The sequence below is a fragment of the Vibrio sp. Y176 genome (assembly GCF_033438945.1).
The window spans coordinates 468,145-488,428 of the sequence record NZ_JAWOQS010000002.1 but is presented as its reverse complement, the minus strand read 5'-3'; the positions used below and the strand labels follow the sequence as shown (position 1 = coordinate 488,428).

Genomic DNA, 20,284 nt, shown 5'->3' with positions numbered 1-20,284 from the left:
GAATAGGCGAAGTTTAAAAGTTCAATCATTAATTTTAGGTAAGTACTATGAATGACTTCGAAAAAGAACTAGAGCAAATTTCTCAAGAAACCGCTCAGGAGCCAGAAGTAAAACTGCCGTCGCTAGAAGAGCAAAAAGCGATCGTCGCTGAGCTGAAAAAGCTGGAAGCGGAAGGTAAGCTGACGCCAGAAGTGTTAGAACAACACTTTGGTAAGTTTAACCAAAAAAACGCAGTTCCAATCCACTAAGTTAGGTGGTGTTTTGCCTCTAACGTGCGTGATTAAATCACCTGCTCAAACACAAAAAGGGAGTTTATACTCCCTTTTTTAATGTCTGAAAAATGCTAATACCTCTCATATACTTGCCACTTAAAAATTATTGACACTTCAATGAGTTATTAATTAGTACTAGTGATTTTCATACTTGACAATACTACCGCTCTATCTAAATCTATTGCGTATTTCAATAAAAACGACCAAGGGAATGCGATCAGGATGGAGCAGCAAAAAAAAAGAAACGTTATTTTAATCACGGAGGGAAGTCTACAGTCATCTCTGTTGAAAGATGTATTGGAGACCAAACTCGGTATTAGTGTTGCTCTAATCACGCCAGATAATCTGATTCACGGAGTGTTACATGAATCTCTTGCATCAGCCATTATTGTTGATTGCAGCGTGATCACGGATGAAATTTTTCGCCGTTATGCGGAGTTTAAAGCGGCCAAGCAGAAAGACACGCTTGAAATCTTAATTAATTGTGAGCAATCCATATCGACAGAAGATCTCTTTGCTTGGCGTACTTTGGCCGGTATTTTCTATACCTCTGATGATATAAAAACGTTGCAAGTTGGTATTGGTAAGGTGCTTCAAGGAGATATGTGGTTCAGCCGTAAGTTTTCTCAGCAGTACATTACTTACCTTCGTCGACATTGCAAACCTATAAATAAGAATGTTTCCGCTATTCTGACCAAACGAGAGCAACAAATAATTACCTTTCTTTCCATGGGGGCGTCCAATCAACAAATCGCCGAACAATTATTTGTCAGCGAGAATACGGTAAAAACGCATTTACATAATATTTTCAAGAAGATTGATGTGAAAAATAGAGTTCAAGCACTTATTTGGGCAAAGGAAAATATTTCAGACAACTCGTTAACGGTGTAATGCTATTGCAATATTAGGTTACCTAATTTAGTAAACTCTTAATAATTTCTGTGACCTGAATGTGTTAAAAGTGTTTCTTTTATGAGAAACACTTTTTTTGATTCTCTTTTTAATAACTTTAGAATTTAAAAAAGTAGCAAATAACTTTACTCTGTGAACTAGCACTTACATATCAAACTAAGTGCTGACGATTAACTACTAATTTAAGAATGTTAAGTCACTGAAAGTATGAGAAACATTATGGAACAGTATATGGAAAAGCCTGAAATCCTAATGCTCACTCAACAAAGTTTACAGAGTGAAAACTTTAAGGAAATGCTTTCTAAAAATACAGAAACTAAAATAACGATCATTGATACTAAAAACCCTAGTTATCATGAACTCATTCCGGAACGCTACTTTTTGCTTGTTGATTTTTCAGTTGAGATTCCTTCCGAAACTTTAGTTTATTTAAAAGATAGTAATAAAGTGCTAGGAACCATAATGCTTAATCTAGGTTATGACTTAGACACAGAAGAACTCGCTTCTTGGCCTCATGTAAAAGGTATATTTGGTCCAGGAGATTCAATGGACAAGGTTTGTCAGGGATTAAAAGCAATAATAAAAGGGGATAATTGGCTGTCTCGAAGATTACTTGATCAGCTAGTAAATTATTATCGAGGCAGAGAAGTAAATAGCATTATCGAACCTGCTATTGAGGTTGAGCTTACTCGGCGTGAAGTTCAGGTTTTAAAAATGTTGAAAGAAGGTGGTTCAAATATGGAAATCGCTGATTCTTTATTTATCAGCGAGCATACTATTAAATCACATCTATACAATATTTTTAGAAAGTTAGAAGTAAAGAACCGTACGCAAGCTACAAGTTGGGCTAAGAGAAACCTGTAGTACTAGTATTAACTTGCTGTAATAAAAAGAAAATACTCTATAAAGTACTAAATTTTATATTTATTATTAAAATGTCAGTCTGAAATATCATCCCATATTCAAACTTATTCCTATTCAGTTGACTATTAGACTTCTCATGTCGTGACGAATCTAGTCAGACGTGGAACAGAAGGTCTATTCAATTAATAAGCTAAGAGGGAATAAAAATGAGCGCAAGTGACAATGACACGTATTTAGGCGATGCAGGTGTAAATAACCAATTTGCTGATTTCGATGGCGGCGATGATTTGTTTATCGGTTTTGGTGGTAATGACTCGTTTGTTGGCGGTGGCGGTAATGATTATGTGATCGGCGGCGACGGCGACGATCGCCTGACTGGTGGTGCTGGAGATGACATCCTTAGGGCTGGTACAGGAAACGACTACCTCGGCGGTGGTACCGGTAATGACTTGCTGTTGGGTTTGTTGGGTGACAATAAATTAAATGGTGGTGTCGGTGAAGATATTCTTGTTGCTGGTTCTGGTGACAACGTTTTAGTTGGCGGCAGCAATGGCGATAAGTTTGTGTTCACGGATAAGTTTGGTGGCCATGGCGAAGCCAAAGTTGTTGATTTCACCATTGGTGAAGACTCTTTGCACATCATTAGCGACTCTGTCACTGACTTTGGTGATTTAAGCTTTAGCTACGATGCAATTGGGAATGCAGTGTTTACCGATGGGGCTGATCTAACAGTGAAACTTATTGGCGTGACTGAAACTGACATCAACACCTATGGTGCAGATCTGTTCGTAATCTAAACGACTGAAAATAACTCTGGATGGGAATTAGTTTGCGTGGCTCTGCCATGCTGAGGTGCACTAATCGGACACTCTAGAGCGATTTGAGGTTACCTTAAGCTAGGCGCTAGTATTTCTGGCGCCTACAATTTTCACGTTAAACGGAAGTAGTCGTGCAAAAAACGGTTTTCAAAGAAGTGAAACAAAAACTATGCACGCTTGCGGGCTTGCTGATCGTTTTTAGCCTTTTTATCAACTTATTGGTTCTCTCGATTCCGTTGTACATGCTTCAAGTGTACAACCGAGTGATATCTTCCTACTCAACCGATACTTTATTCTTGCTCACTGTCATCGTAATTGTCGCGTTGTTAACCATGTCCATCATCGACATTGCACGAGCACAAATGAGTAAATCTTTTGGTTATTGGATGGACACAAAACTCTCCGCTTTCATGCTCAAGCGCACGATTCAATATCAATCACATACCGGGAAGAGTTATACCTCGCAAACTCTGAGAGACATTCAGAACATCAAAAGCTTTTTGAGCAGTCAAGCACCTTACCCACTGTTGGATGCGCCCTGGACACCGCTGTTTATTTTATTTGTGTATTTATTGCACCCGATATTAGGTCACATCGCGTTACTTGGATCTATCGTATTGTTTAGCCTAGGTCTACTTAATGAGCTAATGACGCGTAAAGCAATGCAAGAGAGCGAAGTCAGAGCGATTTCTCATATCAACAACGCTGAATTAGCCACGCAAAACTCCAATTCAATTCTCGCAATGGGGATGATGAATGCATTTTTAGAGAAGTGGCAGTCGCGCGTGAGTGAAGTTAATGTGCTTGAAGAGCGAGTTGCAGGTAAGTCTATCTACATGGCTAACTTTTCTAAGTTTGTGCGTGGATCACTACAGATATTTTTACTGGGAGGTGGTGCATGGTTAGTAATCCAACATGAGATAACGGCAGGGGCGATGATCGCGAGCTCCATATTAATGAGTCGGGCATTATCGCCGATGGAGCAGGCGATAGGCACGTGGCGAAGTGCGATGTCTGCTAAAGGCGCCTATAAAAGGTTGAAAGAAATCGATGCGATCGTGCGCCAAGATGAATCAGATATGCCACTGCCTAAACCAAAAGGACACTATGAGCTTACCGGACTAGCCTATCGCCATCCTGGAGCAACCGAACCAGTGCTCTCATCGATCAGCTTATCGATTCCTCCGGGTGTTGCTGTTGGGGTGATTGGCCCTTCTGGTACGGGTAAATCGACGTTTGCTCGGCTGTTATTAGGTACGGTTAAGCCATTAGCGGGTAAAGTGACTCTTGATGGAATGGAAGTCTCCGTATGGGCATCTGAAGATCGCGGCGTGCATTTTGGGTATCTCGCTCAAGAGGTGGAGTTATTTCCTGGCACAATTCGAGAGAACATCGCGCGCTTTAAAGAAGAAGACCCGGTTAAAGTTATCAAGGCGGCGCAACTAGCAGGATGTCATGAATTAATACTCAAGAAAAACAAAGGCTATGATTGCATTATTGGTGAAAATGGCCGCGGTTTATCTGGGGGGGAAAGGCAGAGAATCGCTCTTGCAAGAGCCGTTTATGGCGACCCATCTATTGTGATTTTCGATGAAGCGAATGCCAACCTCGATGGTGAGGGAGAGGCTGCGTATCAACGTTTGATTGCCCATTTAAAAGCACAGAGTACAACGATTATCGTCATTGCCCACAATCCGAGTACGTTACGACAAATGGATAGGCTGTTGTATTTGGCTGACGGCCGAGTCAAGTTATACGGCGCTAAAGATGAAGTATTAAAACGTTTGATGGGCGAAGAAAGAACAGATATCCCAAGGGTAAGAAATGAGCAATCAACTGCCAACCGTTAATCAGAGTTCTACCGAGATCGTATATCGTTTTAGCCCCAAAGCGAGACTAAGCTTTCGAAAACCAATTTTACTTGGTGTGGTGACCTTAAGTGTTTTTCTTGGAGGTCTTGGCTACTGGGCTGCAACAGCCAAATTAGAAAGTGCAGCGATTGCTTATGGTGATTTGTCAGTTCTCACTAAGCGACAAGAAATTCAGCATTTAGAAGGCGGTATTATTGAAAAGCTATATGTACAGGAGGGGGATTTAGTCGAAAAAGGTCAGTTATTAATTCAACTTTCTAAGCGTCAAGCTATGGCTAAGTTGGACTCGTTAAGTGGTCGTTTTATCCATACTCTAGCAAAGGAAAACCGTTTAAGTGCGGAGCTTGACGAGCTTCCAACGATTGTATGGTCTGATGATCTTGAAAGCATTCCCCGTGTCGATATCGTACAAGAAGCACAACTGGTTCAAAACAAGATCTTTGAAGCGAGAAAGCGATTCTTTGACAGTAAACTGAGTATCATTGAGCAGAGTATTTCTGGAGCAAATTTAGAGCTTGAAAACCTTCAGCAAACCAAAGTGATTGAGACGGAACGGCTCAACTTTATTGCAGAAGAAATAGACAGCAACCAAGCCTTGGTGCAAAAAGGTTTCTCGGGAAAATCTACTTTACTTCAACTCAAGCGCTTAGCAGCGGAGGTGAGAAGTACCTTAAGCCAGTTAGACAGGCAATCGCTCACCGTTAGAAAAAGGTTGGATGAGAACCTAGCGCAAATTGAAGAGTTGAAGCTTGAAAGGCTGAATGAGATTGTCGAGGAACTACGAAACACCAAAACGGAAATTGTCGCAATTCGGGAAGAATATCGCTCCGCTCAAGATATTGTTGCAAGAACAACGATCAACGCACCTATTTCTGGTCGCGTAGTCAACATGCAGGTGTTTACCGAAAAAGGTGTGATTGGCTCGGGTGAAACGTTACTAGAATTGGTTCCGCAAGACGATAAGTTGTTAGTCGAGGCTCGTGTTAATCCTCAGGATATTGATTTAGTGAATCCAGGCCAGCAAGCGCATGTTCGTCTGACCGCTCTGAATGCACGGACGTTGGCACCTTTAGACGGTACAGTGTTGACGATTTCTGCCGATAAGCTCTCGCAAGAAAACCAAGAAGATTTTTATCTCGCTAGAATTGCAATTTCACCGGAAGACGTGACAAAACATCGTTTAACCTCCGGCATGAATGCCGAAGTGCTGATTTTATCTGAGCCACGAACGCCATTGAGCTACCTAATAAAGCCAATTACAGAAAGCATGAATCGCGCCTTTAGAGAGGAGTAATTTCAAAAAGACTTGAGTGAGCACGGACAACAGACAAAATAATTTGTTATCGTTAACTGTTACTGGGCCGTATTTTTATTCGAGGGAGCCGTGGAATGGAGAAAGTGCAGTTAGTTGTCGATTTTCTTCTCACTCATAAATTGATTTTTACCGCACTGATCTTTGCGATTATGTGGTTAATTCGTCGTGCAATTTTATCGATGATTCGTGGTGATCACGCTTTTCTCTCAGAAGATCAGCGTAGTTGGATGTCCAGAACTAAAAATGGCACCTTTGCTGTTACATTACTGATTTTATTTATTTTATGGCAATCAGAAATTAACGAGTTTGCTCTGAGTGTAACGGCGATTGCCGTTGCCATTGTAGTGGCATCCAAAGAAATCATTTTGTGTTTTACGGGTTCGATTCAAAGAGCAAGTTCACGTTCTTTTCGCGTTGGGGACTGGATTGAGGTCGGGAAGTTATGCGGTGAAGTGATTGAGCACAATATGATGGCGACGGTGATTCAAGAGATCGACCTGCATCATGGGCAATATCATTACACCGGCAAAACAGCGACATTGCCTAATAGTATGTTCTTTACCTATCCAGTAAAGAACCTCAACTTCATGAAGCGGTACGTTTACCACAACTTTTCTGTAGTGGTGAAAGACTTCGTCAATTTGTATCCACTGTTACCGATTTTAACTGATAAAATTGAAGAACATTGCAGTTACTTTGCTGATGTTGCACATCGTTACAATGCGATGATTGAAAAACATGCCGGTGTTGACCTTCCTGGTTCTGAGCCACATATGCATATTTCTAGCAACATTAATGGTGAACAAATTCTGCACGTGATGATTTTCTGCCCAACCGATAAAGCGAACCACTTAGAGCACTTAATTCGTAAGGACTTTATGGAACTTTATGAGCAGCGTTTTCCTGTAGTGCGAGAAGAATAGAGCATCGTACTTCGCCTTTAATTTCAAACCCCGCTATCAAAATCGCGGGGTTTGTGTTTCTTAGCGTATTTTTAGGCAGTCACAATATTCCCAACTTAGCTGAATTTACTCTTCAGCATTAAAAATAGGAAGTAAGTGCTGCCTATAATAGCGACCAACGTGCCAGCTGCGACCTGACTTGGATAAATAGCGATTTGTCCTAGCCAATCTGCCCACAACATTAGGGTTGCGCCAATTAAGGCACCGACACACAGTTGCTCTTTCACTTTTCTTGCTCCTAACATCATCGCCATATGGGGAGCGACCAAGCCAACAAAAGATATTGGACCAACTGTAGCGGTAGAAAAGGCGCATAACAAAGCAACGATGGTGAGCATAAGCGTATTGGCTACAGTAGGGTTAAGCCCTCGTGCATTTGAGAATTGTCGCCCGATGGAAATTAGTGTTAGCCAACGAGAAATCGAGAATACAGCGGCAAGCAGAACTATTATGGCCAAACATAGCATCAGTGCGGTGTGGGCTGTGACTCGATAAATTGAACCAGTTAACCACAATAAAATTTTGTAACTGTCACCAGAACCTTGAGCTAGCGAAAATTGAACAAGAGCTTCTAGTAGTGCCGTTAGTGCGATGCCGGACAACACGAAGTTAGATGGATTAAAATGGCTTCGTTTACCGATAATCAGCAATAACATCAATACGGACATACTTCCGAAAAAAGCGATACCCCAGCTAAATGCGGAGAGAAGCGACCCAGCGATGACTCCTGTCGTAATAATGGCAAACGTGGCTCCGGAAGACACACCGAGAATATCGGGACTTGCCAGAGGGTTGTAAACTATGCGTTGCAAAATGATTCCGGCAACGGATAGCGCAATACCGACAGAAAGTGCGGTTAACATTCGCGGCCAACGCAATTGCCATTGGAACTCACCTGGCACAGACCATTGAATTCCGTTTATACCATGGGTAACGAATGAGTAAGCTAGAATCCCAACCATACTGAATAGCGCAATGCTGCATACCGCGCGTTTAGAAAGCGCCGTTTTTCCTTGGCTCATTGAAAGGTTAAGTTGATCGGTTGCCGTCAGCTTTTTACGAGTAAACCAAATTAAAGCGGGAGCGCCAATAGCTGCAGCCGCTACGCCGCTAGGAATGGTTTCCTCTAACCATAAGCTCAGCGAGATAGCGGCAGAGTCTGTGATGATTAGTAGCATTGCGCCCAAAAGCATGCTGCTGATCAATTCGTCGCGCGGTGTTCTTGCCCCCATCGCTCTGGCAATATTGGGTGTCAGTAATCCGATGAAGCTGATAATACCAACTGCGGTGATTGAGGCAGATACCAGCCAAATACCCATCACCATTAATGCACCAAACGCGGGTAATACCGCTAAGCCTCGGGCTGCTGCGCCTTCTTGTCCCAGTTTCATTAAGGTCAGAATACGTGGTGCGACGATCAAAATTACGATTGCGATAGCGCAGCGAGGTAATAACCACTCAAACCAATCCCAGCTGTATTGAGAGAGGTCTCCTGCTCCCCACATAAAAATATTCTGTGCGAACTGGGCGTTTAAAATAATAATGGCTGTGGCGATAGAACCGAGCAAGATATTGATCACCATCCCCGAAACGACCAACGGCAAACCTGTCATATTACGCACACCGGCAATTGATACGATCAGGCCAAACGCCACTAAAGCCCCCACCATTGCGGCTAATGCAGAGTAGTCGGCTACCCAATCAACAAACCAAATGTTTACCACGACTAATGCAAGCCAAGCACCAGAAGAGGTGCCAAGAGTCAACGGCGAGGTGAGGTTATTCTGCGTTAATTGCTGCATTAAGCTGCCGGTGAGACCAAGCATGGCACCAACAAGCAGGGTCATACTTAACCTAGGAAGCTGCGCTTGCGTAAAGAATACATCACGAAACTCGGTTGCTACCTCTGGTTTTGTTAATAATTGCCATTGTTCGAAAAGTGATAAATTAGTATCAATTTGTAGGCTAAAGACGCTAAGTAACGTAATCAGCGCCAGATAACCAATATAATGTTTCGTTCTCATTGTTCTGGTGCCAACTCTATTAGACTGTCGGTAATCGCTTCAGCGGTGTATTGCAAAGACATGGCACCGCCATACGCCCACACTGCTCTGACTGAATTTACCCGTTGCTTTTTCACAAACGGCATCGCTTGCCAAAGTGGCGACTCTTTCAGTTTTCGTTCTTCTGGGAAAGGTTGTACGTAGAGAACGTAGCTGTTTTGAAGGCTCTGAAGCCGATTGATTCGATCTTGCTTTACTCCCCACGCACGTGGGTCCTCTTTAATTGGAGCCTGTAATCCCAGTTTTCTAACCACGTAGTCAGTGGTGGAGTTTTCGGTTGCAAGTAATACAGTATTCGGAGTTGAAAATCGCATCACAAGAACGCTGAGTGGAGCAGAGTAATAGTGGCGAATTCGCTGGCGCATCTGCGTAAATGAAGCATCTAATTCTGCCAATTTCTGTTCAGCAAGTGCCTCTTTATTGAATAGCTTGCCGAGCGTACGAAAGTGACGAATGGCCGTTTCAGCTGCGGCCTCATTTTCAGAAAAATTAGGTAAATAGATTACCGGAGCAATTTGTTTGAGTAACGGAATCAAGTCTTGCTGTGGAGACGCAGCAAGGATGACATCTGGTTTCAAACTGGCTATTTTTTCTAAGTTGGGTTCTGCTCGGGTCCCAATATCTTCAATTGACTCTGGTGCGGTTGGATTGACGACCCATTGGCGGTAGCCTGGTAAATTTGGGGCTGCGATTGGTTCTACGCTTAGCGCCAAAACTTGTTCTAAGATGTCCCAGTTTAAGGCAACAACGCGTTGAGGCGCTTGCTCAAAACTATGCTCACCATATTCATCGGTAACGGTGATGACTGCATGTGCATTGGTCATAAAAAATGCGAGGAGAAAAGCAGATTGTGTAACCACAGTAAGTAAACGAGCTATTATGCGCATACAACAGCCACCTTTTGGCTCGCTAATGTGTTAGCCGGGCTTGGGTGCTCAATCAGCTTAATTGGTGACTCATATAGTTTAGAAAGGCGTGCCTCGTCTAACAACATGTCGGCGTTGCCTTCGAAGGCAATTTTACCTTTTTTGAGCGCAACAATGTGGGTGGCGTAGCGCAGTGCTAAGTTCAGATCGTGCAGGATCACGATAATGCCTACATTTTCGGTTCGATTCAGTTCTGCCAGCAGCGCCATTAGTTGAAACTGATGGTGAACATCGAGCGCCGAGGTTGGCTCATCGAGAATTAAAATTGGCGATTGTTGAGCCAGTAGCATAGACACCCAAGCACGTTGGCGTTCGCCGCCCGATAAGTCATCCGCCAAAGCTTGAGCAAAAGGTGTAACTCCTGTTCGTTCCATAGCCTGCGTGATGATCTGTTTGTCTTCGGTTTTCCAACGACCAAGTGCCCCACGCCACGGAAAGCGACCTAAGCGCACTAGCTCTTCTACCGTTAAACCAGCCGAAGAGGGCAGCTTTTGTGGCAAATAGGCGATCTGTTTTGCCAACTCTTTGGTTTTGAGTGATGAAAGGGAAGTATCGTTTAGTGTTACCGTGCCTTTATCTGGTGGCATTTGACCAGAAAGCAGGTTCACCAGTGTCGACTTACCTGAACCGTTATGGCCTAAAACGACCGTTAGCTCATTTGTTGGGATGTTAAGTTGTTCGATGCCGAGGATCTGACGTCCACCTCGTACGATCTCAATATTAGACAGTTGAAACATGGATGGCTCTTAGGAGAAAACTCCCCTCAATAGAGGGGAGTAGAAGTACAATTACCAGCGGTAGTTTGCGTTTAGCATAACAGAGCGAGACTGGCCGTAGTAACACCAGTAATCGCAACCTGAAACAAACTCTTTATCTAGGATGTTGTTCACGTTTAGCTGTGCTTGCCACTGTGAAGTGATGTCGTAAGTGACTGACGCATCCCAAAGAGTGACAGAAGGAACCGTTAGGTTCGAGCTCTTAGGGTTATCTTTTGACTCACCTACGTAGCGCACACCAGTACCGATATTGAGGCCTGGAATCAGGCTGTAGGCGCTGTAGTCTACCCATGCAGAAGCTTGGTGCTCAGGAATAAGTGCGGCTTGTTTTTTACCTTGGCCAAAGCTCTCATCTGTTTTCGCTTTAGTGTAGGTGTAGCTTGCCATCAGTTTTAGATCGTCGGTTAGCTGCGCCGTGCTTTCTAGCTCAATACCTTGAGATGTCACTTCACCTGTTTGTGTCGCAATCCATGTTGATGGGTTAGTGACCAATGCATTCTTTTGCGTGATGTCGAACCACGCAAGGTTGATAAAGCCATCCATAAAGCTTGGCTCATACTTTACACCCACTTCTACTTGCTCGCCTTCCAGTGGTTTGTAAAGTTCATTGGTTGCCGCATCAATAGTGCTGATCACTTCAAACGACTGAGAGTAGTTTGCGTAAGGTGACAGGCCATTGTTTGCAAGGTACATCACACCCGCACTTAGAGAGAGCTGACCATCATCACGAGATTCACTTTGATCAACGGTAGCGCCTTTGCCAGAGTTTTCTGTTTTCACCCAGTCGTAACGAGCACCGATGTTACCAATCCACTGTTCATGCAGTTTCAATTGGTATTGTGAATAAAGACTTGCTTGAGACTTCTCAATCTCACGTTTCACGTTGTTAGCAGGATCAAGAGGGGTGAAGTTGCCGTAAACTGGGTTCCACGGATTGATGGTGCCAAATGCGTAGTTGTCCTGCTCGTCGCCATCGGTTTTGTGGAATTGCAGATCCATACCGATAAGCACTGTGTGCTCTGCGTTGTCTGTCATCCAGTTGCCGACAGCATTGTTATCGAACGTGATGCTCTGGTTTTTTCCGTCACGGAATACGATGCCTTGCGTTAACTCTTCTTTCGCTGGATCGTTGTTTGAGAACGCGTAAGAGCTGCGCAAGTACAACTCATTCGAACCGTAGTTGAGGTTTTGCGAGAGTGACCACGTGTCATTGATGTCGTGCTCTAGTAAGTAACCTAGAGAAAACTGCGTGCGTTCGTATTTATCGTAGTTTGGCTGACCAAGGTTAGTCGAAGGATCGATTTTGCCAAAGTTAGAACCAATCAGAGTACCTGCAGCTGGGAAGAATGGGTTAGTTGGTACACCGTCATCATGAAGGTAAGTTGCCAAAACGGTCAGCATTGTACGGTCAGAAATGTCGAACTCGACACTTGGCGCTAGGTAGAAACGCTCGTTGTTTGTGCCGTCCAGTTCACCATCTTGGCTTGTCATCAAGCCAACCAAACGATAGCGCACAGTGCCTGCGTCGTTTGCTTCGTCAGCAATGTCAAAACCTACGGATTGGTGTTGGTTGTTGCCAACTTCGACTTTTACTTCGCCTTGAGGCGTAAACGTTGGTTTTTTCTGAACAGCATTCACGATACCGCCTGGTGCCGATTCACCAAACAGAATAGCCGATGGACCTTTAACGACTTCTACACTTTCTAGGCCGTACGGTTCGACCAACCATGTGTAGTAACCATCGCGGAATAGGCGGTTGCCGTTTAGGTAAGTCGCTGCATCAAATCCACGAACTTTGAACCAATCAGTGTCGTTGTCTGCGCCATAAGGCTGAGCGGTTACACCAGACGTGTAGCGTAATGCTTCATCTAGCTTTTTCGGTGCACGAACACGAAGTTCATCTTCAGAAATGATAGATACGCTGCGCGGCGTTTCTGCTGCCGGGGTTTCTACTTTAAGTGCTTGCGCGGTGACCGTTATGGTCTCCATGGCAATCACGTCATCTTGTACGACGTCTTCTTGAGCTTGTGCTGTGAATGCAACCACTGCTGTAGGTGCTAAAGCACAAACCAACGCGTTGCGGATAGCGATGGTCAGTGAGTTATTCTTTTGCATAAATCTATTCCCGATAATTATGATTAACGCTAAGCTTAATTGTAATTATTATCATTTGAGCTTTTGTTTCGGTATTTTACTGACTTTTGTATCAAAAGATAGTAAAACGTTCGCAAATTCATTCGCGGTACCTAAAGTCATTGTTATGTTCAATTGGTTTGAAAAGCTGACCCAACCCTTTCCCCAGATGGAAACCGAAAAGCCACCGAAGACGCTATTTGGCTTTTGTCGTTTTTACACTCGTGGCTTTGAAGCCCCTTTACTCGTTATGGCTGTGTTCAGTGCGCTTATTGCTATTACTGAGGTGACGCTGTTGCGTTATATGGGCGAGCTCGTCGATATTCTCTCTAATCAAGATCGCGCAACATTCTGGCAAGACCAGGGTGATCGCATGCTAATGATGCTGTTCTTAGTGGCGGTTGTGATGCCAGCTCTCGGTTTTGTCCACTCAATGGTGATGCACCAAACGTTATTGGGTAACTACCCGATGTCTATCCGTTGGTTGATTCACCGTTACTTGCTAAAACAAGCGGTTGGATTTTTCCAGCGTGACTTTGCAGGCCGAGTTGCGACCAAAGTGATGCAAAGTGCGTTAGCGGTACGAGAAACGGTCATGAAGCTGGTGGATGTACTGGTTTATATCAGCGTTTATTTTCTTTCGATGCTTTGGATGATGGGCGAAGCCGATGGTTTGCTAATGCTACCTATTGTGATTTGGATAGGAATGTACGCGGTTATCCAGTTCTACTTTATCCCTAAAATGAAACAAGTAGCGACAGAGCAAGCGGATGCTCGTTCTGTAATGACTGGGCGCATTGTCGATTCTTACACCAACATATCTACCGTAAAGCTATTCGCGCACTCGCAACGAGAGTTGGAATACGCAGAAAGCAGCATGAAGCAATTTTTGGTGACGGTTTACCGCCAAATGCGCATGGTGACTTGTTTACTATTTAGTGTGGATGCCATCAACTATTTGCTGCTGATGTCTATTAGTGCCATTTCGGTTTATCTATGGCTAGATCACGCTGTAACAATTGGTGCTATTGCGATTGCCATCAGTATTGCATTGCGCGTACAAGGTATGTCGAAGTGGATCATGTGGGAAGTTAGCGCACTGTTTGAAAACATCGGTACAGTAGTAGACGGTATTAATACGATTTCAAACGATGTTGAAGTGAAAGACGTACCAAATGCTAAGCCTTTGCAAATCTCCCAAGGTGAGATCTGCTTTGATCACGTAGGTTTTAACTACAGTGACGAGAAGGCGGTATTTGAGAACTTGAACCTGACTATCAAACCGGGCGAAAAAGTCGGCATTGTCGGTCGTTCTGGGGCAGGTAAATCCACGTTGGTCAACTTGTTGCTGCGTTTTTACGACGTAAATACCGGTAAGATTTGTATTGATGGACAGGACATTTCTCAAGTCGAACAAGAGTCGCTTCGCCAACACATCGGTATGATCACGCAAGACACCTCTTTGCTGCATCGTTCAATTAAAGAGAACATTCTTTACGGTGATCCAGATGCTTCAATGGATGCCGTTATCGCAGCTGCTGAGAAAGCACATGCTCATGATTTCATTCAATCTCTACGAGACGAGCAAGGTAACATTGGCTATGACGTTGAAGTGGGTGAACGCGGTGTGAAGCTGTCTGGTGGTCAGCGTCAACGTGTGGCGATTGCTCGCGTTCTGCTGAAAAACGCGCCAATTTTGATCATGGATGAAGCAACGTCTGCACTTGATTCAGAAGTAGAATCGGCAATTCAAGAAAACCTTGAAGTTCTGATGGAAGGAAAAACAGTGATTGCGATTGCTCACCGTTTATCAACGATTGCCGCGATGGATCGTTTGATTGTAATGGATGACGGCAAAATCATTGAACAAGGATCGCATTACGAGCTGCTGCAATTGGGTGGTGTTTACGCTCAGTTGTGGAAGCATCAAACCGGCGGTTTTTTGTCTGAGCAAGGTGATGCTCAACTGCAAGTCATCTAATATGACGCTACACGAAAGAGGAGCAAATGCTCCTCTTTTTTGTGTCTGTCGTTTATACCGAGTAAGTAGGCGTTAATGGGCAACGTTAACTTGTGATTATTCATTAAGTTAGGCCAACTTAATGATGATTGTGTTTATAACTCACTGTCGTTATTGAATTTTTTACGCTTTTTTTACGCGAACTCCGAATGGGCTTTTGCTAAAGTTTTCTACATCGAATTTTGGTTGATGTATTTTATGTTTGTTCAATGGCGAGATAACACCTTTCTCTTTTCTACTACCGTGATTGTTGGCGCGGTTGTCGTCTCATGGCTGTTAGACCAACTGTTTGGCTCTACAGCCGCCGTCTTGCTGATTTTGCAGTTAGCAGTCGTGGTAGTGGCGTTTCAATGCAACTCGCGATTTGCTTATGCGGCGGCGGTGATCGAAGCGTTGAGCTTCAACTTCTTTTTCACGACGCCTCGTTATTCTTTGCAGATGTTTCGTCCGGAAGACATTTTTAATTTAGTCGTGTTTATGGTGGTGGCATTTATCACCAGCACCTTTGCGGATCTTTATCGTCGCCAGCAGGGAGAGTTAAAACAAACCAAGCTGCAAAACAGCATCCTGCTATCGGTGTCCCATGACCTACGCACGCCGCTGGCAACCATTATTGGAACATTGACCACACTCAACGAGTACATGCCCAAGCTCAATGACTTAGAGCGCAAAGAATTGCTCGACAGTGCGACTTCAGAAAGCCACCGCTTGCATCAATATATAGAGAACCTTTTACAGGCGACTAAGCTCCAGCACGGCACATTAAAAATTACCAAAAAAGATGAGCTGATTGCAGATATTGTGCGGGATGCGGTTTCTCGTTTGCCGAATTACACCGAGAAAGTGTCCATGAATATGGATGATTCCGTTGGTTATTTATCAGTAAGTCGTTCGCTCATCGAACAAGCTATTTTTAATGTGTTGGATAATGCCATGCGATTTTCACCAGAGAATGAATCTGTTGAGGTTTCACTTTCTAAGCAGGGTTCGTCGTGCGTGATTGATGTTCGGGACATGGGGATTGGCATCAAAGCTGAAGATGCGGAAAAAATATTCAGCCTTTTCTATTCCGGCGCGAACAACAAATCGGCCGATTCAGGCACCGGAATGGGACTCGCGGTTGCCAAAGGCATCATCACCGCACACCAAGGATATATTCAATCTATGCCAGTATCAGAAGGGACGCTGATCCACATTCGACTTCCACTCAATCAAGGAGCAGAGCAGGCGTGAGTTACAAAGTTTTAGTCGTGGACGATGAGCCTCGCATTCATACCTTTATTCGAATTTCGCTGTCTGCTGAAGGGTTTGATTACATTGGCGCGAGTACCATTGCAGAAGCCAAAGCGTGTTTCGAAGCGTATTCGCCGCACGTAATTCTGCTAGATTTAGGCTTGCCCGACGGCGATGGGACGGAGTTTCTCACTACGCTTCGTCAGACCTATAAAACGCCAGTGCTAGTGCTGACAGCTCGCGATCAAGAAGAGGAAAAAATCCGCCTTTTAGAAGCGGGCGCGAATGATTACTTGAGCAAGCCTTTTGGCGTAAAAGAGCTCATCGCGCGTATCAAAGTGCTGGTTCGAGATTTGGTGGATGAGCAAACCGTCGCTGATGAGCTGGTGGCTGGCCGAGTCAAAATCATCAAAAGTACTCACCAATTTTGGTTGGATCAGAGGGAAATTCCACTCACCAAGAAAGAGTTTTCTTTCATTGAACAGTTGATTCTCAAGCCGGGAAAACTCATTGAGCAAACTCATTTGCTAGCGGTGATTTGGGGAAAAAGTCATGTCGAAGATACTCACTACTTACGCGTGTTAGTGAGTCAACTACGCAAAAAACTGAACGATAGTGCTGACGAACAGCGGCTATTAAAAACCGAGCCGGGGCTGGGTTATCGTTTAGTGCTAGAGGCGTCCAAGCACCACTAAATTCCAAATTTAATCAACGTTAATGCCAAGGTTTAGTGCTGGTTATCGGCACTCGAACAGGATTCGTGTTGCCTATTTTCCGTGACGGAAAATCAGTCTAACTCTTAACGCATTAGCATTTTCTATACATAAAACACAGTTAGGTATTGATATGGCTCACTTTACAGTAATTGGTCTAGGGCGATTTGGCGTTGCCGCCAGCTTAGAACTTATTCATCTTGGACACACCGTAACGGGGGTGGATAGCGACCCGAAAATCGTCGAAAAATACGTCGAAGAGTTAACGCAAGCGGTCATATGTGACGCAACAGACGAAGGTGCACTCAGAGAGTTAGCGTTAGCGAACAGTGATGTGGTGTTGGTGGCGATTGGCGAAGACATGCAAGCCAGTTTGTTGTGTACGCTGGCGCTGAAAAATCTGGGTGTGAAATCTATTTGGGTCAAAGCTAGCACCAAAGCACACCACACCATCGTGTCTAAGCTTGGTGTACAACGCATTATTCATCCGGAAGAGGAGATGGGCGTAAGAGTCGCGCAGGCACTCAACTATCCGATGGTGAACAACTATTTGGAAATGGGTCATGGTTTGTATGTGGTGGAAATCCACGTTAAATCCAATCTGCACGATACGCCGCTTTCTAAGTTGATCAGCCGAGGCAGTTACAACATTCAGCCTATCTTGGTGAAGCGCGAAGAAGCCGTCTACACCAATATCAATGATGAGTTTGTGCTTAATGAGTTCGACACGCTGCTGCTTTGCGGTAGTCGCGCTGAGCTGAAATACGTCGCTCCAAGGTTGGTGTAACATGGTTTTGTGGCATCCCTCTATTATCCCAATCGAGCGAAAACCCAAAGCGGGCAAAAAACTGTTGGGCGCACCGCCATTAATACTTAGCCTCAGCTTTGCGTGCTTGATCATGCTCGGCACGGCCTTACTCAAACTGCCGATTGCCACCACAGAGCCCATCACTTGGATTCAAAGCCTGTTTACTGCGACATCGGCCATTACGGTGACGGGATTAGTTGTGGTGGACACGGGCACGGCGTTTACGCCTTTTGGGCAAGTGGTTATTGCTTTCCTGATTCAATGTGGTGGTTTAGGTTTGATGACGTTTGCCATCGTGACCTTGCTAGCTCTGGGCGGAAAAATTGGCTTTTTGGAGCGAGCCGTCGCGAGAGAGGCGTTCAACCAGACTGATTCATCGACACTCATTGCCACTGCTAAATCTGTATTGATGTTCGCTCTGCTCGTTGAAATTATTGGTTTCACTATTTTGAGCGTTTATTGGAGTGAAGAGCTGGGCTGGGAAACCAGTTTGTTCCATGGTTTCTTCTACACCATCAGTGCGTTTAACAATGCAGGTTTTGCGTTGAGTGCCGATAGCTTAATGCCTTACGTGGACGACCCGGTCGTTAACTTCACCATTACCAGTTTGTTCATTATTGGTGGTTTAGGCTTCTCGGTTTGGATTGACTTAAAACGCAATCGCCGTTGGCATCGACTCACCGTTTACAGTCGAATGATGATCTTAGGCACGATGATCATTAACGTGGTGGCACTTATCGCGATTTATCTGATTGAATATGACAACCCCAACACGCTTGCCCCGTTGAGCGAAGCAGGGAAATGGTGGGCATCGTGGTTTCAAGCGGTGACGCCAAGAACGGCAGGGTTCAACACTTTAGCTATCGATCAGTTGGAAGATGCCACAACGGCGATCATTCTGGTGTTGATGTTTATCGGCGGTGGATCATTGAGTACGGCAAGTGGCATTAAAGTTGTGACATTTATAGTGTTAGTCTTGGCGACTTACAGCTATTTGCGTCGCGATGAAGCAACCTATGCCTTTCAACGCGAGATTCCCAAAGAGACCATCAGCAAGGCATTGGCGCTGACTCTGATCTCGGTGGGGGTGACTTGGTTTGCCATATTCACGCTGTTACTGACAGAGAAAGCGTCTATGTTAGACATTATGTTCGAAGCGGTCTCGGCACTGGGTACGGTTGGGTTATCGCGAGGCTTAACGGGCAGTTTGTCCGAACCGGGTGAGTTAGTGATCATCTTCATGATGTTTATGGGACGATTAGGGCCTCTTACATTAGCGTACTTCTTAGCCAGTCCAAGAAAGAAAAAAGCGCGTTACGCGAGTACTAAACTGGCAATAGGGTAAATGGGCTAACTCGTACAAAGTGAGCAAAAGGCTAGACAAAAGAGGAGTAACTGCTCCTCTTTTTGTGCTCGTTGTAGCCACGAAACTGTATACGGCAGTCTCTCTCACAACAATTTATGATTCATCTCTATTTTTTATCATTTATAAATTGTCGTTTTTGAGGTGTTGTCCAGAATGGCATTATCCACGTGCAACATAAGATTGCCGGGAATAAAAATAATTACAATACTGCCTTACTGGAAGATACATGAAAATCAAACCCCTCCCACCTTTAAATAGCCTCGTTGCGTTTGAAGCGTCGGCGCGGCACTTGAGTTTTACGTTAGCCGCTGACGAGCTAAACGTGACCCAAGGTGCTATCAGTCGCCAAATTAGACAATTAGAAGAATACTTAGGCAAGGCTATGTTCACGCGAGCCAATCGAAGCATTAATTTAACGCCTACAGGTCTTCAATATTATCAAGCTGTCAGCCAATCTTTGCTCGATATTGCTCAAATCACGGGTGAAGTGAAGAAGTGGCAGGGCGAACAAAAGATCACGGTTGCGACGACAAATGCAATGGCAGCCTTGTGGTTGTTGCCTAAGGTTGCTCAATTTCAAAATGAACATGATGACATCGATATAAGAATATTGGCCTCAGATAATGTGTTGGACTTACGCCGATTAGATTGCGATCTCGCCTTGTTTTATTGTCGCACTCCACCTGCGGAAATGGATGTGACAACGCTATTTTCAGAAGAAGTATTCCCTGTGTGTAGCCCGCTTTATTTAGAGAAAATCGGCCAGCCTAGTGAGCCAGAAGAAATCTTCAATAAAACGTTACTCTATCTGGAGGAGTCTCAAAGAGATTGGGTGAATTGGGAGCAGTGGTTTGCGAGTGTAGGATTGCCAAATATTTCGCCTCGTAATCGCATGAACATCAATAACTATCCAATGCTGTTACAAGCGGCAATTAATGGTCAGGGAATCGCGTTAGCCTGGGGATCATTAGTGGACGACTATTTACAAAGCGGTGCTTTAGTTAGGCCAGTCGAACACGTGCTTTCAACACCTTCCAATTTCTCTATGCTTGAACCTAAAAATAAAGGTTTAATCCCAGCAAGCGTCAAGCGTTTTAGAGAGTGGCTTTTGCAACAGTTGCCAGATGAGGTGGGTGATCGAGGTTTAGCCTAAATCAATAAGCAGAGAAAATAACAGAGTTTGGTCATGTTAAAAAGCGGGAGTACCAGTTCCCGCTTTGTTTTAATTGATT

General features: G+C 44.3%; 17 protein-coding genes. 13 read left to right on the top strand and 4 right to left on the bottom strand.

Annotated elements, in window-relative coordinates; all coding sequences use genetic code 11:
• The first annotated feature begins 47 nt into the window (after window positions 1-47).
• The 7 genes from R7O13_RS06370 to R7O13_RS06340 all read left to right on the top strand — a co-directional run bounded on the left by R7O13_RS06370 (window position 48) and on the right by R7O13_RS06340 (window position 6,975).
• Complete coding sequence (locus R7O13_RS06370; protein WP_005375165.1) at window positions 48-248, top strand: restriction endonuclease subunit S; 201 nt, start codon at window positions 48-50, stop codon at window positions 246-248.
• Between the two features lie 246 nt (window positions 249-494).
• On the top strand, window positions 495-1,163 hold the full coding sequence (locus tag R7O13_RS06365) for a LuxR C-terminal-related transcriptional regulator (RefSeq protein WP_021707603.1): 669 nt from the start codon (window positions 495-497) through the stop codon (window positions 1,161-1,163).
• Between the two features lie 228 nt (window positions 1,164-1,391).
• Window positions 1,392-2,048: a LuxR C-terminal-related transcriptional regulator gene (locus R7O13_RS06360; protein WP_031777174.1), complete on the top strand. Its 657-nt coding sequence runs from the start codon at window positions 1,392-1,394 to the stop codon at window positions 2,046-2,048.
• Between the two features lie 206 nt (window positions 2,049-2,254).
• On the top strand, window positions 2,255-2,845 hold the full coding sequence (locus R7O13_RS06355; protein ID WP_318303316.1) for a calcium-binding protein: 591 nt from the start codon (window positions 2,255-2,257) through the stop codon (window positions 2,843-2,845).
• Window positions 2,846-2,997: 152 nt separating this feature from the next.
• Window positions 2,998-4,716: a type I secretion system permease/ATPase gene (locus R7O13_RS06350; RefSeq protein WP_318303314.1), complete on the top strand. Its 1,719-nt coding sequence runs from the start codon at window positions 2,998-3,000 to the stop codon at window positions 4,714-4,716.
• Window positions 4,691-6,031 carry an HlyD family type I secretion periplasmic adaptor subunit gene (locus R7O13_RS06345; protein ID WP_005383906.1) on the top strand — a complete coding sequence of 447 codons (1,341 nt, stop codon included), beginning with the start codon at window positions 4,691-4,693 and terminating at the stop codon, window positions 6,029-6,031. Before R7O13_RS06350 ends, R7O13_RS06345 begins: the two co-directional genes overlap by 26 nt.
• Before the next feature lie 95 nt (window positions 6,032-6,126).
• Window positions 6,127-6,975: a mechanosensitive ion channel family protein gene (locus R7O13_RS06340; protein ID WP_005375171.1), complete on the top strand. Its 849-nt coding sequence runs from the start codon at window positions 6,127-6,129 to the stop codon at window positions 6,973-6,975.
• Window positions 6,976-7,070: 95 nt separating this feature from the next.
• On the opposite strand, the gene fhuB is transcribed toward R7O13_RS06340, so the two are convergent.
• Genes fhuB through R7O13_RS06320 form a run of 4 tightly spaced genes read right to left on the bottom strand, consistent with a single transcriptional unit; the run spans window position 7,071 to window position 12,894 of the window.
• Window positions 7,071-9,038, bottom strand: coding sequence for a Fe(3+)-hydroxamate ABC transporter permease FhuB (fhuB, locus tag R7O13_RS06335; protein ID WP_318077278.1), 1,968 nt, complete (start codon window positions 9,036-9,038; stop codon window positions 7,071-7,073).
• Complete coding sequence (locus tag R7O13_RS06330) at window positions 9,035-9,964, bottom strand: iron-siderophore ABC transporter substrate-binding protein (RefSeq protein ID WP_318303313.1); 930 nt, start codon at window positions 9,962-9,964, stop codon at window positions 9,035-9,037. Before R7O13_RS06330 ends, fhuB begins: the two co-directional genes overlap by 4 nt.
• A complete protein-coding gene (locus R7O13_RS06325) occupies window positions 9,955-10,740 on the bottom strand; it encodes an ABC transporter ATP-binding protein (RefSeq protein ID WP_005383893.1) in 786 nt (261 codons plus the stop codon). The genes R7O13_RS06330 and R7O13_RS06325 overlap by 10 nt, the downstream gene beginning before the upstream one ends.
• A 51-nt stretch (window positions 10,741-10,791) precedes the next feature.
• Window positions 10,792-12,894, bottom strand: a complete 2,103-nt coding sequence (locus R7O13_RS06320; protein WP_025768541.1) for a TonB-dependent siderophore receptor — start codon at window positions 12,892-12,894, stop codon at window positions 10,792-10,794.
• A 145-nt stretch (window positions 12,895-13,039) separates the two neighbouring features.
• Between R7O13_RS06320 and R7O13_RS06315 the strand changes: the two genes are divergently transcribed.
• The 6 genes from R7O13_RS06315 to R7O13_RS06290 all read left to right on the top strand — a co-directional run bounded on the left by R7O13_RS06315 (window position 13,040) and on the right by R7O13_RS06290 (window position 20,205).
• Entirely contained in the window at window positions 13,040-14,893 is a 1,854-nt protein-coding gene (locus tag R7O13_RS06315) for an ABC transporter ATP-binding protein (protein ID WP_318303310.1), read from the top strand.
• Window positions 14,894-15,130: 237 nt separating this feature from the next.
• A complete protein-coding gene (locus tag R7O13_RS06310; protein WP_318303309.1) occupies window positions 15,131-16,165 on the top strand; it encodes a DUF4118 domain-containing protein in 1,035 nt (344 codons plus the stop codon).
• The gene (locus tag R7O13_RS06305; RefSeq protein WP_218765589.1) at window positions 16,162-16,860 is read left to right on the top strand and encodes a response regulator transcription factor; all 699 of its coding nucleotides are present in this window, start codon (window positions 16,162-16,164) and stop codon (window positions 16,858-16,860) included. Before R7O13_RS06310 ends, R7O13_RS06305 begins: the two co-directional genes overlap by 4 nt.
• Before the next feature lie 151 nt (window positions 16,861-17,011).
• Window positions 17,012-17,665 carry a potassium channel family protein gene (locus R7O13_RS06300; protein ID WP_005375180.1) on the top strand — a complete coding sequence of 218 codons (654 nt, stop codon included), beginning with the start codon at window positions 17,012-17,014 and terminating at the stop codon, window positions 17,663-17,665.
• Between the two features lies 1 nt (window position 17,666).
• The gene (locus R7O13_RS06295; RefSeq protein WP_318303307.1) at window positions 17,667-19,031 is read left to right on the top strand and encodes a TrkH family potassium uptake protein; all 1,365 of its coding nucleotides are present in this window, start codon (window positions 17,667-17,669) and stop codon (window positions 19,029-19,031) included.
• Between the two features lie 247 nt (window positions 19,032-19,278).
• Window positions 19,279-20,205 (top strand): LysR substrate-binding domain-containing protein, encoded by a 927-nt coding sequence (locus R7O13_RS06290; RefSeq protein WP_318303306.1) that lies wholly within the window; start codon window positions 19,279-19,281, stop codon window positions 20,203-20,205.
• The last annotated feature ends 79 nt before the right edge of the window (window positions 20,206-20,284 follow it).

What these genes read in the sequence shown, in the direction of transcription:
- R7O13_RS06370 (WP_005375165.1), top strand. Translation starts at nt 48, where the DNA reads ATGAATGACTTCGAAAAAGAACTAGAGCAAATTTCTCAAGAAACCGCT.
- R7O13_RS06365 (WP_021707603.1), top strand. Translation starts at nt 495, where the DNA reads ATGGAGCAGCAAAAAAAAAGAAACGTTATTTTAATCACGGAGGGAAGT.
- R7O13_RS06360 (WP_031777174.1), top strand. Translation starts at nt 1,392, where the DNA reads ATGAGAAACATTATGGAACAGTATATGGAAAAGCCTGAAATCCTAATG.
- R7O13_RS06355 (WP_318303316.1), top strand. Translation starts at nt 2,255, where the DNA reads ATGAGCGCAAGTGACAATGACACGTATTTAGGCGATGCAGGTGTAAAT.
- R7O13_RS06345 (WP_005383906.1), top strand. Translation starts at nt 4,691, where the DNA reads ATGAGCAATCAACTGCCAACCGTTAATCAGAGTTCTACCGAGATCGTA.
- R7O13_RS06340 (WP_005375171.1), top strand. Translation starts at nt 6,127, where the DNA reads ATGGAGAAAGTGCAGTTAGTTGTCGATTTTCTTCTCACTCATAAATTG.
- fhuB (WP_318077278.1), bottom strand. Translation starts at nt 9,038, where the DNA reads ATGAGAACGAAACATTATATTGGTTATCTGGCGCTGATTACGTTACTT.
- R7O13_RS06330 (WP_318303313.1), bottom strand. Translation starts at nt 9,964, where the DNA reads ATGCGCATAATAGCTCGTTTACTTACTGTGGTTACACAATCTGCTTTT.
- R7O13_RS06325 (WP_005383893.1), bottom strand. Translation starts at nt 10,740, where the DNA reads ATGTTTCAACTGTCTAATATTGAGATCGTACGAGGTGGACGTCAGATC.
- R7O13_RS06320 (WP_025768541.1), bottom strand. Translation starts at nt 12,894, where the DNA reads ATGCAAAAGAATAACTCACTGACCATCGCTATCCGCAACGCGTTGGTT.
- R7O13_RS06315 (WP_318303310.1), top strand. Translation starts at nt 13,040, where the DNA reads ATGTTCAATTGGTTTGAAAAGCTGACCCAACCCTTTCCCCAGATGGAA.
- R7O13_RS06310 (WP_318303309.1), top strand. Translation starts at nt 15,131, where the DNA reads ATGTTTGTTCAATGGCGAGATAACACCTTTCTCTTTTCTACTACCGTG.
- R7O13_RS06300 (WP_005375180.1), top strand. Translation starts at nt 17,012, where the DNA reads ATGGCTCACTTTACAGTAATTGGTCTAGGGCGATTTGGCGTTGCCGCC.
- R7O13_RS06295 (WP_318303307.1), top strand. Translation starts at nt 17,667, where the DNA reads ATGGTTTTGTGGCATCCCTCTATTATCCCAATCGAGCGAAAACCCAAA.
- R7O13_RS06290 (WP_318303306.1), top strand. Translation starts at nt 19,279, where the DNA reads ATGAAAATCAAACCCCTCCCACCTTTAAATAGCCTCGTTGCGTTTGAA.